Here is a 17,616-nt window from a genome sequence, read left to right on the forward strand (position 1 = left end):
ATCAGACTACGATTCAGCTAGTTACTTGTAGTTTTTTTCTCCGGCTCTGACCGAAAAATCAAGACTGTTTTCAGGCGGAGGAATCGGACAGGAGTAGTTGTAATTGTAAGCACAATACGGATTGTAAGCTTTGTTGAAGTCCAATAAAACAGAATTCTGATCGGCTTTTGGAGGCTTTACATCAAGATAGCGACCGCCTCCATAAGTTGATACCGCTGATGTGAGATCGCTAAATGGAATGAAGTAGAGCGAATCCTGTGGATTGTCGAGATTTTCGAAAATTGTCAATCGATGGCGCATTCCCTCGACTTCAAACTTTGCAAATGCCTTCCTGATGTACATTGGCGTGCGATCAGTAGACGTTGGCATTTCAAACGGCTTTGCTGTGTCGATTGGAATATACTCAGCTTTGATGCGAAAAAACGTATCGACAGGGAAGTAGTTGAGACTGACGAAATTATCGCGATCTTTTTCTTCGAGCGGACCATCAGCACTTGAGAAAAGCTTGTTCTTTTCTTTTCGTTCCTCGAGGACTTTCTTCTCGTACTTTTGACTATTTTGGCCTCCGCAGCTCAGTAAAATTACAATTGGGATAAACAGTATTATTCGCATCATGCATGCGAATGTAAAAAATGTACTAAGAACAGATCTCAAAGTCTTTTTTGAGGTCGTCAAGCATTTTTTGTGGTACATCTTTCAAATCTAAAATCATGAGTCCGTCAAGTGCACTCCCAAATTTTGGATCGATATTAAACCCGATGATACGGGCATTTTGCTTCATGTATTTTTTTAGCAGAACCGGGATCGTGTGTCGGTTTGGTTCAATGTCCTGGATGAATTTATCGAGTTGTAAAAAGTTGTTTTTCGAGTATTCGAGCAATACATCAGGCTCAACATTCTTGATTTTCAGTCTGAACCGTTTGCGTGGTTTTATGTGTTTAGCCAATTCATTATTGTAAAAGTGATTTTTGATAAATCCAACCATGAGAGCTCTGGACAGTTTTGAGTAGCGATTACTGATTGTAACCGGACCTAACATGTATCGGTAATCCGGGTTTTTGAGGAGGAAGTACAAAATTCCTTTCCAAAGGATAAATAATGGAAGGCGAGCCTTTTGGTAATCTTCAACGATAAAAGAGCGACCCAGCTCAATTGTATTTTCTAAAATGTTGTTGAAATCCTTTTTGAACCTGAAAAGGCTATTGGTGTAAAATCCGCGTTTGCCGTACTGATTCATAATGTCACGCCCTTTTCCCAAACGGTAAGCTCCCACGATTCTGTGTTTGTCTTTATCCCAGATGAAAAGATGTTGGTAGTAGAGATCGTATTCATCGAGATCGAGATTGCGGTTTGTGCCTTCCTCGATACTGCGAAATGTCACTTCTCTCAATCTGCCAATTTCAGTCAGGATATTGGGAATATCATTGCTCGATGCAATAAACGTTTCAAAGTTGTTTTGACTGTGGATTTGTTTGTTGTTCAGCTTTAAAAACTCAACTTCCTTAACTAGTTTATCGGTCGGAACCGCTTCAGCAATTTCCAGACTACTGGTGTTTGGCTTAAAGAATTTTTTCACCTCGAGCGGAGATCCAAGAGCATAGGTTTTTGCCCTCAGGAATCTTCCCATTTTGTGTGGTTTATTAAATTCAGCTAGTTCTTTCGGGCTAACTGGTGACCCTATTCTAACACGGATAGTTTTGTTCTTTTTATTAAAAAGCTCAGAGGGGAGCTTAGCTGTACGCAGGCCCGGGTGTATTGAGGAGAGGATCTGAAAAGACAAGCTGTTTTGACCATTGAAATAAATGGGCACAACCGGAACCTGAGCGTGCTGGATCATTTTAAGTATTCCCGGCTGCCATTCGCGATCGGTAACCGTTTTGCTTTGTGACTTAAAACAGGAAACTTCTCCAGCTGGGAATGTTCCTAATGGGTGGCCGCCTTTCAAGTGTTCGAGTGCTTTTCTCAAACCGGAATAGTTTGAGCTTAGTTCTTTTTTACTTTCAAAAGGGTTGAGCGGAATTAACGCTTCCTGAATTGGTTCTATTCGTTGAAGCAAGAAGTTCGCTGTTATTTTAGCGTCATTTCTGTGTTTAAGTAACAATTTGATAAGGAATAATCCTTCAATTCCGCCAAAAGGGTGATTTGAGACTGTGATAAATGGTCCGTCTTTTGGAAGTTTTTCAAGATCTTTATCATCGAGCACAAATTCTATGTTTAACTCCTCGAACAGTGAATCGATAAAAGAAAGTGCATCTTTATTAGCATTTCTCGAGTAAAAGTCGTTGAGTTTATCAATCGAGAGCAGATTCATTAAGAAGGAGGAAAGTGGATTGTTGAACTTGAATTTTTCTAATCTCGCAGCTTGTATGAGATCGTTTTCATTAACCAGTTGATCGATCATAAAAATGAAAATTTCTTCCGAAATTACTGGCTATGATTGACTTGTAGGTTAAGAAGATTTAAGCGGATCGTTAAGAAAAGGCGAAAGTAATGTTAACGCACTTGTCATTAAAAGGGGGAACTAAGAACAAAAAAAACCAGAGCGTTAACCGCTCTGGCTGTCTAAAAGGGGTCGTTAAAAATAGGGGAAATCTAACAACTTATAGACAATACAAATTTGCTATAAAAAAATGACGCAACAGCAAGCTTTTCTTTTAAAAGCATGAAAACAAACTGATATTTAAGCTGTTAATTCTATTTATGTTTTCATAAAATACACCATAAGCCCAAATTTTGAACATCAGTTTTTTATAGGTGTAAGGCGGGAAGTTGTTTTACATCTATTTGAGTTTATATCGAAAACCGATATAAGCTACGCGACCAAAAACAGGTCCCCAAACCATGGAGGCGTCAAAGTAATCGCTAAATGGTTCATCACTTGCCAAGATTGGATTTGGTTGTCTGTAGTTTAGGAGGTTTTCAGCTCCCACGTAAAGATCGAAATCTTTCCACGTTTTACTAACCTGAGTGTTGACAGTCCAGTAAGATGAACTCTTTTCATCGAGCTGATATTCCTTCGGGTTTGAGCTGGTGATGGGTAACCTTTTTTGTCCGATTCTGTTGATTGTTGTTTGCGTAATGATTTGAAAATCGTTACCAACTACTGGTGTGATATCGCGTTCACAACAGCCCGGGTTTTTCTTCCTTTCATCTTTATCCTGCGGTTTTTTAACCTCGTGACAGTTATCGCATTTAGATTGTTTTAAATCACATGAAGTCTCACTGAAAATAGCACTATCTACATGTTTGCCAGAACAAAAGTGCTTTTCGATGGTAAACGAAAAACTACTCACAATGACAACAATACAACTGCCGATTTTAACCTCATCATGCTATAAAGCTAATTCAAGATGAGTTAAAAAATCAAACTTTAACCCGATGTTAATGAATCTACGGTAAATCCCGTATTGAATCACCTTGTTGGGGAAGATAGCTTTGTTTTAAAAACAATGAAGGGTTATATTATTTTCATTTCTCTGCTGTCGTGCTTAACGACAAAGGTCTTTTCACAAAGTGTGAATGACCTGGGATGGTTCAGTGATTCTTACACTGATCAAACTTATATTGGGTTGGGCTTAAATCATACCTGGATTTCAAACGATGAAGCTCCAAATCCTGATATTCATAAACGAACCGGATGGACTCTAAAGCTGGAATCACGAAAAATATCTTACGAGCAGGGGAAAGTAAGCCGTTATTGGGAGCATAAAATGATTGGTGACATTATCAATTACTATGCTAACTTTCGAAAAGGAGAAGCTTCAATCTATGTCTCACAAACGAGCCACATTAGTACCGGCTTACTCGGCTGGTGGTCATGGGTTTGGAACGTGACCAAACCGGGTAGGTTTTCAGCAGCGGGCGGACTCAACCTCAATGATTTCTTCCTGCATTCTTCTTATGTGGAAGATGAAAACTCAAAGTATGATCGTATTTCAAATAATACGCGAATAGAGCCAAATGGCTATTATTTTACAGCCGGACCTTCACTTCGTATGAATTACATGATTACAAGTGGAATTCAGGTTGAGTATTTCGGGTCGTTATCAATTCCTTTTGGCAGAGTAACACCTGAGGATTTCGAAAACCAGAATGATGATTATCCAAATCCGTTCTTTCTAAATAATTACGTTGAGGTTATCAGTTCCTACGGTTTTTATGCCGGGCTATCGTTCACTGATATCATCAATCGTGGAGATAATCCTAACAGCTCAATGCGCAGAGATGCTTACCTGGGGTTTAGAATAAAGCTTTAATTTTTGGTCAGATCTCGTTCTTCAAAAATTTACCGGTGTACGAGTAATCGAGTTTAGCGATTTCCTCAGGCGATCCTGTGGCAACGATTTCACCACCACTCGCGCCACCTTCTGGTCCCACGTCAATAATGTGATCAGCAACTTTGATGATATCCATGTTGTGCTCGATCACCACTACTGTATTGCCTTTTTCAACCAGGCTATTCAACACATCTAAAAGGATACGGATGTCTTCAAAGTGCAATCCTGTTGTGGGTTCATCCAAAATGTAGAACGTATTTCCGGTGTTCTTTTTCGATAGCTCCGTTGCCAGTTTCACTCGTTGCGCTTCACCTCCTGAGAGTGTCGTACTCGCTTGCCCAAGTGTGATATAGCCGAGACCAACGTCCTGTAATGTCTCAATCTTTTGCCTTATTTGCGGAATCTTTTCGAAAAACGGCATTGCGTCATCAATCGTCATTTCCAGCACATCGCTAATCGATTTTCCTTTGTAGCGAACTTCCAGCGTTTCACGGTTGTAGCGTTTACCGCGACATGTTTCACATTCCACGTACACATCGGGGAGGAAGTTCATCTCAATAGTTTTGAGCCCGGCACCCTGGCAGTTTTCACAGCGACCTCCTTTTACGTTGAATGAGAATCTTCCCGGTTTGTAGCCTCTGATTTTCGCTTCGGGTAAGTTGGCAAAAAGCTGACGAATATCGCTGAAAACTCCGGTGTAAGTTGCCGGGTTCGATCTCGGAGTACGGCCAATTGGCGATTGATCGATATCAATCACTTTGTCGATGTGCTCAAGGCCGGTAATTTTATCGTGCTCTAGCGGTCTGCGGCTAGAGTTGTAGAGGTTCTGACTAAAATAAGGATACAGCGTTTCGTTGATAAGGGTCGATTTACCACTTCCTGAAACACCTGTTACACAAATGAACTGCCCAAGTGGAATTGAAATATCCACATTCTTGAGGTTGTGACCTCTTGCACCTTTAATTTTAACGTCCTTTCCGTTTCCTTTTCTTCTCTCGGTCGGAACCGGAATTTCTTTTCGCCCCTGTAGATAATCAGCGGTGAGTGAATCGGCTTGTTTGATTTGATCAGGAGTTCCCTCAGCAACGATTTTTCCACCGTGCACACCAGCTCGCGGACCAATGTCCACAACGTGATCGGCTTCGAGGATCATGTCTTTGTCGTGCTCTACCACGATAACGGAATTCCCCACATCGCGCAATTCTTTGAGTGCATTGATGAGACGGTGGTTATCACGTTGATGTAAACCAATACTCGGCTCATCGAGGATGTAGAGCACACCCACGAGCTGACTACCAATTTGCGTTGCCAGCCTTATTCGTTGTGCTTCACCACCGGATAGTGATTTGGAGCTGCGGTGTAGCGTGAGATAATTGAGTCCCACATCAAGGAGAAAGTCAATGCGAGAGCGAATTTCTTTCAAAACTTCTTTTGCGATTATTTTTTGGGTTTCACTCATGCGTGACTCAACATCACTGAACCATTCTTTCAGTTGAATGATATCGAGCTGAGCCAGATCAGCGATGTTTTTACCATCAATCTTAAAGTGTAAAGCCTGTTTTTTGAGTCGGGCACCTTTACATGAAGGGCATGGAACTTTATTCATGAAACCTTGAGCCCAGCGCTCAAATCCTTTTGTTGGCTTGTCGTTGTACTGCTGTACAATCCAGTTGACAACTCCTTCAAATTTGATTGTGACATTTTTGCTAATGCCAACATAATCATCTTTATAGGTGAATTGCTCGTCTGTTCCGTACAGAATTGCATCGAGTGCTTTTTCTGGAATCTTCTTGATCGGATCTGACAATTTAAAACCGTACTTTTTCCCTATGAGTACAATTTGCTTGAAAATCCATGTATTTTTTTCTTCACCTAAAGGAGCTATACCGCCACGCTTGATCGATATCTTTTTATCGGGAATAATTTTATCGAGATCTACTTCGCTCACTTCGCCCAGTCCGTTGCATTTTTTGCAGGCTCCGTATGGCGAGTTAAAAGAGAAGAGGTTGGGAGCAGGATCGTCATAGGAAATACCGGTTGTGGGACACATCAGTGTGCGCGAGTAATGCTTAACTTCTTCACTCTCATAATCCATGATAGAGATGAGTCCGCCACCTTGTTTCATAGCTGTTTTCACACTGTCGCCAATTCGCTTACGAGTATTTTGGTCAACTTTTATGCGATCTACCACAATTTCAATATCGTGAACTTTGTAGCGATCGAGTTTCATCCCGTGAGTGATCTCTTTTACTTCGCCATCTACTCGAACGCGCAAGTACCCTCTCTTGGCGATGTTTTCAAAGAGTTCGCGGTAATGCCCTTTGCGGCCACGTACTACAGGAGCTAAAACGAGTACGCGTTTTTCATTGTAGTCTTCCATGATCAGATCCAGAATCTGCTCATCGGTGTATTTCACCATTTTTTCTCCCGTCTTGTAGGAGAACGCTTCTCCGGCTCTGGCAAATAGGAGACGCATGAAGTCGTAGATTTCGGTAATGGTTCCGACCGTAGAGCGCGGACTTCTGTTGACTGTTTTTTGCTCGATTGAGATAACCGGAGCCAGGCCGGTTATTTTGTCAACATCGGGTCGTTCCATTTTACCCAAAAACTGGCGGGCATAGGATGAAAAACTCTCGATATAGCGTCTTTGTCCTTCAGCGTATATGGTGTCAAAAGCGAGGCTGGACTTACCGGATCCAGATAGGCCAGTAATTACAACGAGCTTTTCGCGTGGTATGGTAACATTTATGTCACGGAGATTGTGTGCACGAGCTCCATACACCTCGAGTGTTTGTTCCTCGTTAATCGCAATCTTCATTTCCGGATCAATCTCTTTCATATTCAATTCTAAAAGGCTGCAAAGGTAAATTGTTCACGCCTCTTAAAAAGTGTTTGGGTAGAATTTCGCTAACTGATGTGGAAATTAGTGAATAGCCGAATTATTTATTTGCTGAAAAACTGGCGTACCAGGCAAATTTGAACCATGTTCTGTGACGAATTGAGGGATCAGAAAACTTATCGGTGCGGAAATCGAGTGCGATTTGTACTTTTTGGTGTTTAGTGAGTAATTTTCCCATTCCGATCACGAATCGGTTTTCAAAGCCGGCATCATCATTTTGATAGCTGATGATTCCTTCATCTGATAATATGCAATAGAATTCGGTTGGATCCAGCGATTGACCTGATAGCGGAATTTCAGCTGATAGCCTGTATCTGCCGCGAAATTCGGGACTTTCTTCAGAAGCGAAAGTTTGATCGGTTCTGATCCTGTGACCGAGTTTGATGCCTGTTAGCGGTTGTACAAATGAGATTTGTTGAATGGATCGGTTGCTGTTGTTTGATTGTGGATCTATACGGTATTGATAGCCTACAGTCAATGAAACAAATGGGTTGATGGATTTTCCAATAAATCCCTGTAAATCTGTTTGGTTGTGGTAGTAGTCGTATTCGGGATTCATTTCTGGGGAAGTGTTGATTACTCCATGCTGTGATTCGGTTTTGGTACTTAACTTGAACCCACTTTTTGTTTTGTAGCTCAATTGCGCTTCAGGGAAGAAACCGAAGATGGAGGTTGGGCTCTGACCAAAACTGCACAGACTGGCAATTAGGAATATGAAAAGCAGGAGAGTACGCATCAAAAGTTGAGGTTGTTAGAACTGTTGAGGATTATTTCGCGTTTTTGGATGAAGTTGCCATCATCATCAAAAAGGCCTTCCCATATTTTTTTGCTTTGTTCGGTTTTGCCGTAAAATTCGATCTCGTAGCGAATTGTGAGATCTTCAAATTCGTTTTCATCGATCAAGTCTTCAAGGTCATCTTCATCACCGGTGAACTGTATTTGGATCTTGCGGATTTTGAATTTTTTGAAGTTTGATTGGAAGTATTTCTGGATGTTTTCTCTCACATTTGGTTGAAGCTCGTTCCACTCTTTGATGATTTCGATGTCCTTAATTTGTCCAAGTGTATCAAACTTAACGCTATGGAGATCATCCATGAACTTCATCTTAGCTTCATAGCTGTAACTGCCTGATGATTCTTCAAAGTACCACTTGATTTTGTTCTCAATATCTTCGTAAGCATCATCAATCCAATCGAGGGCTTTGGATGGAACTTCATTGGAGTTAATTCGCTTTTCCCGCTCAATTTTTTCCTGAGCGAGACTTATTAAAGGCGATAAACTGATGATTACAATTACCAGTGATTTCATACCACAAAAGTAGCACGTGTTTTGTAATCATATAAACACAGTGGGTTTTTTAACCACAATTTAAATTACTACTCAAGCGGTTTTGTGCAAATGAAAAATAGCTCGCGTCCTCTCCTGGGTAAAATGGAGTTGTGTGCCGTTTCCATAAGATCGATGGTGAATTTATGACTGAAGAGGTTGAGATATTCGTGTTTAGAACCACCAAAAGGAGGGCGGTCTTTTGAAAGCGGATCGTCAAAGAGCAATCCCACGAGTTTTCCTTTTGGGATTAGTAAGTCATACATTTTGTGGACGTAATCTCTTCGTTGTGAAGGATCAAGAGCGCAAAAAAACGTTTGTTCGATGATGAGGTCATACTCTCCATCGTGATCAAAAAAGTCCTCGTTGTGAATGTGTTCTTTTGGGAAATTTGGATTGGCATCCTGAAATTTTTCCAGTGCGCAGGTTGAAAGGTCTAAAGTGTGAACATTTTTAAATCCTTTTTCATGTAGATATGAAGCTTCATAGCATTGTCCACATCCGGGAATCAAAATGCGTTGATCGTGGTTTTTCAACTGATCGATATACAATTTTAATGGAGGAGAAATTTCGCCAATATCCCAACCGGTTTCACCGTTTTTCCACTTACTTTCCCAAAACTTCTTCCCAAATCTCGTTTCTTCCATGTTCATTTACTCTTTCTCAAACAAGCTAACTGTTTCTACGTGTGCGGTGTGCGGGAACTGATCCACTACGCTAAATTTTTTGAGAATATAGCCACTTTCATTCAAATGCACAAAGTCACGGGCCTGTGTTGCCGGATTACACGATATATAAACGATCCTGCAGGCTTCGAGTTGTATGACGCGCTTCAGTGTTTTTGGTGCAATTCCTGATCTGGGAGGGTCGAGCACAAGGGTATTGATGGTGTTTTTGTATTCCGGGTATTCGAGTAAAAACTTACCTACATCAGCTGCGAAAAACGTTAGATTTTTCAACTCGTTGAGCTCAGCATTTTTTCGCGCATTTTCTATGGCACTTTCCACGATGTCTACACCAATGATGGATTTTGCTCCGTTGCTTTGATAAGCGAGGATCTGACCGATAGTTCCAGTTCCGCAAAAGAGGTCGAGAATTACTTCTTCATTGCCACGGTCAGAGCCGGAAAGAGCGTAGTCAACGGCTTTTTGATAGAGTTTTTGTGCAGCAGCCGGGTTGGGTTGAAAGAAGCTGTTGATGCTCATTTCAAAATCTAAACCGAGGAGGTTTTCGTGAATAATCGGTTCTCCGTATAGCAGGTGTGTTTCAGCATCTTTGTCAAAAGCTCTGTCCCCAAGGCTGTCGTGTATCGTGTGCAAGATTCCGGCCAGGCGATCTTCTCCAAATAATTCTATCAGTTTTGAAACGAAGTTTTCTTTGTCAAATTCCTCAAGATGAGAAGATGATGTAGTGAGGTTGAAGAGTAGTTTGTCTTCACTAAAACTTTTCCTGATGTTGATGTAGCGGTAAAATCCCTTGTGACGAGCAGGATGCCATGCAGGAAGTCCTGTACTATTTAAGTATTCGCGGAGATCTTTGAATTGATTTTCTACATCGGCATCGAACAAACCCGAATCAGCATTCATGTTTTCAACGCTGAGCCATTGTCCGCGATGTTTGAAACCGAGACCAAAATCGTTGTAGTTTTCGTTTTTCTCAGTATCCCAGATCACTTGCGAAAAACTGTATTCCATTTTATTGCGGTAATGCCAGTCGCGCGGTGAAGGAATGAACTCGTCAAACTTTGATTCGAGATCAGTTTGTTCGCCTATTCGTTTGTATAGTTCAAATGTGGAATCTTTTTTATGAGCGTGCTGCTCAGCCAATGGCCAGTTAGCGAATGGAGCTCCCGGAATAGGTTGATAAGGCGTTTCCACTTCATTTGAAGATCGCTCGAGGACTTCAGCGAGTTTGCATTGAGCGTAATTCTTTTTGCGCTTCACAACCTTGGCTCTGACCGTTTGCCCCGGAATAGAGTTTGCTACAAAAACAGTGTAGTTTCCATTCTCGGTAGGGATACGAGCAATGCCTTTTCCGCCAAAAGCCATGTCTTCAATATGAAAAGTGAAATAGCGACCTTTTTTTAGGTCCTTTATGGAGATGTTTTCCTGTGCCAAATCAATGAATTTTGGCAAAAGTAGAATTTAGTTGAGAGTAAGTGGTAGCGATGTATGATTACTATCATCTACAATAGATGGGGATAAAAAATGTTTGAAAGCGATTTCAAAACAATCATGTGGGATGCTCACAAAGCATCTGACGGAACCTACTTCTGGATTATTGAATATACTGATGTCAACGGGAATTCAGGAACCAAAGAAGGAGATTTGATGATATTGAGGTAAATTATCTAATCATTCACCAGCATCAAAAAATTGTATCAGTTAAATGTTTTTTCAATTTTTCAAAAAAGTTCTCTGCCAGAGTTTATTTTTTTAAAAGTTGTGAAAACAACATCGATTTTATATGTAATCACTTCTGGATAGTGTGAAGTTTTAATGTCTTATTTTAGGCGTCTCAAACAACAATTATTTATAGATTCTGGTTCATAGAGTGACCTATGGTATTTAGTTCGATTGTATTTTTATTTTTCTTTCTCCCGCTAACATTGCTCTTGTATTTTTTACTGCCAGGAACAAAGTTTAGAAATGTAGTATTGCTATTAGCCAGCCTGGTTTTTTATGCATGGGGAGAGCCCGTCTTTGTTCTTGTAATGTTGTTTTCTTGTGTTGTAAATTATGTTACAGGTCTTTTTTTAGAAAACAGGAGATATGGCAAAACGCCTCTTATTATTGGAGTCGTTATCAATTTGATAATTCTCATCATTGCTAAATACAGCGATTTTATAGTACAGAATTTCAACTTATTGTTATCGGGTGACAACAAAATAGATCAGCCTAATTTGCCTTTACCAATCGGGATTTCCTTTTTTACCTTTCAGGCAATCAGTTATTTGGTGGATATTTGGCGAAAAGATGCACATGTGCAAAAGAACCCTCTGAGGTTATCATTATTCATTTCCCTGTTCCCCCAGCTTATAGCCGGACCAATTGTACGATATCATCATATAGCTACCGAGCTGAATCGAAGGGTACATCATTTTGCATTATTTCGAAATGGAACAGAACGGTTTATTACAGGCTTATCAAAAAAAGTGCTTTTAGCAAACCCAGCAGGTCAGTTAGCTGATAATATCATGATGGGAGAGGCAGGAATCAATACTCCAACTGCATGGATAGGATTGATAGCTTACACTCTTCAAATTTATTATGATTTCTCTGGATATTCAGATATGGCAATAGGCCTCGGGAAGATATTTGGATTTAATTTCCACGAGAATTTTAATTATCCCTACAAATCTAAAAGCATTCAGGAATTTTGGAGAAGATGGCATATATCGCTTTCTACCTGGTTTAGGGATTATGTTTATATTCCACTAGGAGGAAACAGGAAGGGGACTGGTAGAACTTACTTCAATCTTATTACGATTTTCTTTTTGACAGGCCTATGGCACGGAGCGAGTTGGAGCTTTGTTTTTTGGGGTCTATTTCACGGTTTTTTCATGTTAATCGAGCGAGTTGGTCTAAAAAAACACCTACCAAAAATACCGGTATTCAATCATATATACACCATGCTGGTTGTTATGGTAGCATGGGTGTTTTTTAAAATAGAATCGTTTTCTGAAGCTCTACAGTATACGATAACTTTATTTGAGATGGATTTATCTTCTATTACGGTAAATGTAACCAGTTGGCAAATTACAGCTATAATAGCAGGTGTCCTTTTTTCATTTAACTGGTGGTCAAGTCTACTGCGAGATAATCATAGGTATACAAGAAGCCTTTCAACATTAAAATACACTGTATTACTAATCCTATTCGTGTTGTGTTGCCTTGAGATAGCAACAAGTACTTATAATCCATTCATTTATTACCGTTTTTGATGAAGTTGAACAGAGACATATTAAAGCTTGGCAATGCCATTTTCATGGCTTTATTGTTAGTTGTTCTATTCGCTTTTGCTCTGGAACGGAGGAATGGTAATCACTATGTTCAGATAGAAGCATATTCTGATGATACAACATCAATTGAACTCGTTTCAATAGCAAGGGGAGACACTCTTGATAAAATGTCATCAAGGGCAATTTACAATCAGGTATTAGGAGTTAAAACAACCCCTGAATGTCAAATGCTAATTTTGACCAATAATTGGGAAGACATTGAAATTAAGGGAGTCAGATACCAATTTGATTGGTATGAACGCTATTGGTCAGATCCACCTAATGAAGCCTGGTTCAAGTTGAGAGAAGGGCAGAATAGTGAGGAGTTGAATAAAGTTGCTCATTTTAATTCACGAGACATTATTATTTCTCCCGTTCGTCCTTTATTAGTAAGGGGAAGCATTTATGTTTTATTGTTTTTGGGGAGTTTTTGGCTATTTAATAGCCTGATGAACATCAGTACAGATTATAACATTAAGCAATATTTTATTTTTCAGCTCATTGCACTTTCTACAGGCATTATTACTTACACAGTTTTTCGCAATTTATGGGAAAATCCAAATAGGACAGAGTTAAATGTTAAATGGGAAGGTGAAGCAGAGAATGTTTATGGTATTCAGTATTTTAAAGAGCCGGGAAAAACCGATTCTCGATCAATAATGGTAAATCCCGGAGATGAATACGCGATTCCTATATCATTAAAAATGGAAGAACCTTACCACACCATAGCCCTTTCATTAGACGGAACTGATAAAACCTATAACCTGAGAGCTATTGAAATTGAAAATTCAATTTTTCAAGTTCGATTTTCAGGAGAAGAACTAATTAAAAAGGGGGCCTTTTTTCATCGGTCAATATTGACTGAATCTGAAGATGAGAAAATTAGTTTTAATGCTTATGACACTAAAGCTTATCTTCAAATTCCTGGTCAGAATTTGACATGGTATAGAGCAATGGATAGATTGTTATACAGGGCCCATTATTTCATGGCTTTTAGTGTATGGATTTTTGTATTATCCTTTCTTCTTAAAGTCTACAACCAAAAACGTGTAGCAGGAAAAATTGAGATAGTGTTTATTCTTTTGTTTTTGGCCATTATATTTTTACCGGGATTAATTTGGTTAGTATCATCTCCATCTCACTACTTTTCTGAAGAAAAACGCCCTGCTGCCATTTCCGATTCTATTTACAGTAAGAAACTCGATGAGTGGCCTTCTTCAATCGATAATTACTTGAGTGATCACTTTGGAGGAAGGAACTTGATGATTCTTTTGAGCAATGCTTATAAAGTTATATTGTTTGATGAAACGGGAGACCTCTCTCCAATTAAGATTGGAGAGGAATCCTGGATGTTTTACCAGGGTGAACAAATAGCTGAATTTGTAAAAAACAGAAAACCACTAAAAGATAAAGAGTTAAAGAAAATTGCGAGAAATCTCCAGGAACGGAATCATTGGATTACTCAACATGGCTCTGACTATTACCTGTTTTTTGTGCCGTTAAAACACACTGTTTATTCGGATAAACTTCCCGAATCTATGAAACCTGAAAACTCCCCTTCAAAATTAGATCAGGTTATAAGTTATTTGAGGGACTCTACTGACTTACGATTCTACGATGCAAGAAAAACATTGGAAGAAGCCAGGAAAGAAAATGAAATATATTATCGAAGAGATTCACATTGGAACTTATTGGGAGCTTATTATGGATATGAGATGTTAATTGATTCCATGTCCAGTCATTATTCTCAACTTGGTTCTGCATATCCATTAAAAGATTTTAAAGTTTCACGTTATAAAAACAATGAGGGAGATTTAACTTCTCTTATTGGATTGAATAATTTGTTACCTAGAAAAGAGGTTTTAATTGTACCAAATTTCCCCACAGATATAATCCAGATTAATGACACAAATTTCAAAGATATCACCTTTAAATATGCACCCTTAACTTACCAGAATAACAAGGTTGAGAATGACTTTGAAGTTTACGTTTATCGTGACTCGTATTCAAATTATTTAATTCCATATTTGAATTTACACATCCACAAAGTATCTTACTTATGGAGCCATGATTTCAATGAAAAAGTTTATAAAAATGGATATCCAGATTTTGTAATTCATGAAATTATGGAACGGTTTATTGTTGATTTGATGAAACCAAACTCTCCAAAAGTTCAGGATTATTACCAAACACATTTAGATACTATTTCAACTTGTAAATTGCAATAGATCTGGAGTTTAAAACACCTCTTTCAAAGATAGGATTAGAGAAACTAGACTGTTCACCAAAATAAAGCTGATGCCATAACGGTGTATTAAATGTCATAAAATGATTATAGTTGGTAATAAAATAATCAGCTGATTCTATATTGTTTACAATTGTGAATTTTTCACGGTCAGAACCGGGGAGTAATTCATAATTGTATTTTCCAGGTTTATCTGATACAAACACCGAAACTTTTTCGTCTCCATCAACAGATTTTGTCAAGAACTGCCAAGCTTGATAAAACCCAAGTCCCCAATAATCACATTCGTAGTTTCTTTCCAATTTGTCATATCCCCATCCAAAACCTGAGAAATAAATGTGCCCAAAAGGATGTAAAGTGAGGTTCAATGAAATTAACAGGATAAAAAGGAATCCTGAAATTTCTAAAGGTACTCGCTTGGTATTTTTGCCGTTTACTATTTGAATACCGAACAAAGCAATTGTAAGTATAAAAGGCCATAAAAACTGAAAGTGACGCCATCCATTGTAGAACACAGGAGATAATACCATTGAAGCAAGTAATGTTATAAAAACAATGATGAACGAAGAGGCCAGTAATGATTGATTGATGGGATCTAATTTACTTAAAACTTTTAGCTTACTAAGCTTAATGAGTCCAGTTATGAATAGTAAGGTAACTGGTATTGGTATAGTGATGACTAATATGACAGGTAAATAGTACCAGGGGGCTTTTCCAGGCATGTAAAATTCACCGTTGAAAAGAGTCATGTTTAGTTGTTTCACTTCGGTGATTACATTGAACTGATCAAGTAGAAGAAGTAATGGAGAGTCCCATAAAAAAGGCCAAAAAATAACCATTGAACCAATGGTGATTCCAACTGATACGGATAGTTTTTTGAACTTATCAATCATTGATTGTCTGGTTAGAAGTATAGCAAATATGAAAAATGGAATGGCCATTATACCTGCTATAATTCGAATATCAATCGCAATGCCAAATAGAATACCAAACAAGACATACCACCTCATTGAATGTTCTTTTTGCGCCTTGAGAACTAAATAGAGCAATAACACAAAAACGACCATTAAGATAGGGTCTTTTGTGTTGAATATAGAGTGAGCAAAAATTCTGGGATACATGACCAACAAACTCCAACCTATTAGAGATAGAGGTTTGTTGAGATTACTTATCCTTAAGGTTTTATAAAAAAATAAGCTCATGAAGGCAAATAGGGCGAAAGAAGTGTAATGTCTTAACAGTACTTGTGAAAGCTTGGTCTTTGGGTTAAAAATTTGCTCTACAGCTAGTAGTACAAATTGAAAAGCCGGACCGTGCTCATCGATATTTCCCCTGAAAATTTCTGCTTTATTTTCATAGTTACCTTTTAAAAATTCCAGGGCCCACTCAAGGTTTCTAACTGCATTATCACGCATGAATTCATCATCCCAGCCAACTCCGTATTCAGGGATAAGAAATACTGAAATAACCAGGTAGATTGTAAAAAAGACACTTATGTTAAGCCATTTTCTCATGATGTTAAATAGCTGTATGTAAGGTGAACAGATATGATAGTGCTGTATAAAGTTAATAGGAGCACAAGTACTGTCAACACTTTTTTGATAATAGCTTGTAAGCCAGTTATGATTTTAGATGTAAAATAGATTAATGCAGGAATCGAAGTGAGCAAAAAAGTCATTTTCATGAAAGAGTATAGAGGGTAATCTCCGGTGAGTTTTATGATTCCTATCAAATTAACTGTAAGCATAGTTACAAATCCCCAAAACAGAGGAGAAGACCAATTGTGTTTTGTATTGAAGCAGTATTGGAAGCATCCATATATGAAGAGAATTAAAAAAAGAGTACCTAATATCAACCCTACTTTTGAGTAAATAAAAATTGAATCAGGCAACTCACTCCAGTTTAGCGTGATATTTTGATCACGATAATTTATATGGGTTTGGTATCGGTTTTCGAAACTGTCTGACATCCAGATGCTTGTTAGCTTTGGCTCACTCTCATTCCATGTTTGGATAAACAGATTAGTCCATAGAGATTTTGAGTTTTCTTTTGAAATAAGAGGGGTATGCCAGTATGTCCATGGTTTAAATGTGAAAACATCTCTTTTGCCTGGAATTTGAGGTATATCAATATTCATTATTTTCATGTTCATTTCGAAAGGGTTCGTAATGTATTGAGTCTTCCACATGTTGTGAGATATGAACAGGAGAATTGGAAACAAAAGAGGAAGGCTTGCATTGCCGATGGTTCTGACCGAAATGATTTTTTTTCCTGATAATAGAGTTATGATAAGAACGGCTGGAATGAGAATAATTGCAGTTGATTTGGTCATTACAGCAATACCAGTAAACAGGGATAGAGTTAAACCATTTCTTAATGTTGATTTTTTGAAGTATTTGATGGTAAATATTGATGAAACCAAAACAAAGAAGATTACTGCAGTATCATTACCGTGAGTGGGTGTTATAAAAAGCAATCTTGGTAGGAATGCAATTAGTGTAAAGATTAAGAGCTTATTGAATTTATTCTTGGTGATTTGATCGAGAAAAATCTTTGTTGTGGGGATTATGCCAATAGAAAACAATAAAGTTAAACTCTGTAAGGCTTTATGGACCACATACTCATCATTAGAAAAAAAATGTACGAATTTTATACCAATGGCCTGGAGCAAATAAAAAAAAGGTGGTTGAAAGCATTCAAAGCACATTTTAGGTGATGGGAGTCTTTCCAGCAAATAAATCAATTTACCAGGCTGGAAATGGTCATCGTATAATACTGATGGAGGAACAGCGATAAATAGGAAAACTTTGAGTAATACAGCACTTAACCCTACAATGAAATAGTGACTTTTTGTTATATTCATTCAATA

Annotated in this window: 14 protein-coding genes; 4 read left to right on the forward strand and 10 right to left on the reverse strand. The window is 38.5% G+C overall.

Annotated elements, in window-relative coordinates; genetic code table 11:
- Positions 1 to 21: 21 nt before the first annotated feature.
- The 3 genes from RI557_RS07930 to RI557_RS07940 all read right to left on the reverse strand — a co-directional run bounded on the left by RI557_RS07930 (position 22) and on the right by RI557_RS07940 (position 3,293).
- Entirely contained in the window at positions 22 to 615 is a 594-nt protein-coding gene (locus RI557_RS07930; RefSeq protein ID WP_310683136.1) for a DUF1684 domain-containing protein, read from the reverse strand.
- A 22-nt stretch (positions 616 to 637) separates the two neighbouring features.
- The gene (locus RI557_RS07935; protein WP_310683138.1) at positions 638 to 2,401 is read right to left on the reverse strand and encodes a lysophospholipid acyltransferase family protein; all 1,764 of its coding nucleotides are present in this window, start codon (positions 2,399 to 2,401) and stop codon (positions 638 to 640) included.
- A gap of 379 nt (positions 2,402 to 2,780) precedes the next feature.
- Positions 2,781 to 3,293 (reverse strand): TonB-dependent receptor, encoded by a 513-nt coding sequence (locus RI557_RS07940; RefSeq protein ID WP_310683140.1) that lies wholly within the window; start codon positions 3,291 to 3,293, stop codon positions 2,781 to 2,783.
- Between the two features lie 222 nt (positions 3,294 to 3,515).
- On the opposite strand from RI557_RS07940, the gene RI557_RS07945 reads away from it, so the two are divergent.
- A complete protein-coding gene (locus RI557_RS07945) occupies positions 3,516 to 4,256 on the forward strand; it encodes a hypothetical protein (protein ID WP_310683142.1) in 741 nt (246 codons plus the stop codon).
- A 7-nt stretch (positions 4,257 to 4,263) separates the two neighbouring features.
- Here the strand turns inward: RI557_RS07945 and uvrA are convergent, their stop codons facing one another.
- The 5 genes from uvrA to rlmD all read right to left on the reverse strand — a co-directional run bounded on the left by uvrA (position 4,264) and on the right by rlmD (position 10,637).
- Positions 4,264 to 7,116: an excinuclease ABC subunit UvrA gene (gene uvrA, locus RI557_RS07950; RefSeq protein WP_310683144.1), complete on the reverse strand. Its 2,853-nt coding sequence runs from the start codon at positions 7,114 to 7,116 to the stop codon at positions 4,264 to 4,266.
- 100 nt (positions 7,117 to 7,216) lie between these two features.
- Positions 7,217 to 7,912 (reverse strand): DUF2490 domain-containing protein, encoded by a 696-nt coding sequence (locus RI557_RS07955; protein WP_310683147.1) that lies wholly within the window; start codon positions 7,910 to 7,912, stop codon positions 7,217 to 7,219.
- Positions 7,912 to 8,484: a hypothetical protein gene (locus RI557_RS07960; RefSeq protein ID WP_310683149.1), complete on the reverse strand. Its 573-nt coding sequence runs from the start codon at positions 8,482 to 8,484 to the stop codon at positions 7,912 to 7,914. Before RI557_RS07960 ends, RI557_RS07955 begins: the two co-directional genes overlap by 1 nt.
- A 68-nt stretch (positions 8,485 to 8,552) precedes the next feature.
- A complete protein-coding gene (locus RI557_RS07965) occupies positions 8,553 to 9,149 on the reverse strand; it encodes a methyltransferase domain-containing protein (RefSeq protein WP_310667905.1) in 597 nt (198 codons plus the stop codon).
- A gap of 6 nt (positions 9,150 to 9,155) precedes the next feature.
- On the reverse strand, positions 9,156 to 10,637 hold the full coding sequence (gene rlmD, locus RI557_RS07970; RefSeq protein WP_310683151.1) for a 23S rRNA (uracil(1939)-C(5))-methyltransferase RlmD: 1,482 nt from the start codon (positions 10,635 to 10,637) through the stop codon (positions 9,156 to 9,158).
- Positions 10,638 to 10,709: 72 nt separating this feature from the next.
- Here rlmD and RI557_RS07975 point away from each other — a divergent pair, with 72 nt between their 5' ends.
- From RI557_RS07975 to RI557_RS07985, 3 genes are all read left to right on the forward strand, one after another.
- Positions 10,710 to 10,847 carry a hypothetical protein gene (locus tag RI557_RS07975; RefSeq protein ID WP_310667907.1) on the forward strand — a complete coding sequence of 46 codons (138 nt, stop codon included), beginning with the start codon at positions 10,710 to 10,712 and terminating at the stop codon, positions 10,845 to 10,847.
- Between the two features lie 215 nt (positions 10,848 to 11,062).
- The gene (locus tag RI557_RS07980) at positions 11,063 to 12,445 is read left to right on the forward strand and encodes an MBOAT family O-acyltransferase (protein ID WP_310683153.1); all 1,383 of its coding nucleotides are present in this window, start codon (positions 11,063 to 11,065) and stop codon (positions 12,443 to 12,445) included.
- Positions 12,445 to 14,730 (forward strand): alginate O-acetyltransferase AlgX-related protein, encoded by a 2,286-nt coding sequence (locus RI557_RS07985; protein ID WP_310683155.1) that lies wholly within the window; start codon positions 12,445 to 12,447, stop codon positions 14,728 to 14,730. The genes RI557_RS07980 and RI557_RS07985 overlap by 1 nt, the downstream gene beginning before the upstream one ends.
- Here the strand turns inward: RI557_RS07985 and RI557_RS07990 are convergent.
- Entirely contained in the window at positions 14,705 to 16,261 is a 1,557-nt protein-coding gene (locus tag RI557_RS07990; RefSeq protein WP_310667909.1) for a glycosyltransferase family 39 protein, read from the reverse strand. The two genes, RI557_RS07985 and RI557_RS07990, sit on opposite strands and share 26 nt — an antisense overlap.
- Positions 16,258 to 17,610: a glycosyltransferase family 39 protein gene (locus RI557_RS07995; protein ID WP_310683157.1), complete on the reverse strand. Its 1,353-nt coding sequence runs from the start codon at positions 17,608 to 17,610 to the stop codon at positions 16,258 to 16,260. Before RI557_RS07995 ends, RI557_RS07990 begins: the two co-directional genes overlap by 4 nt.
- Positions 17,611 to 17,616 lie beyond the last annotated feature (6 nt).

It is taken from the genome of Salibacter sp. (assembly GCF_031581065.1).
Lineage (GTDB): Bacteria > Bacteroidota > Bacteroidia > Flavobacteriales_G > Salibacteraceae > Salibacter.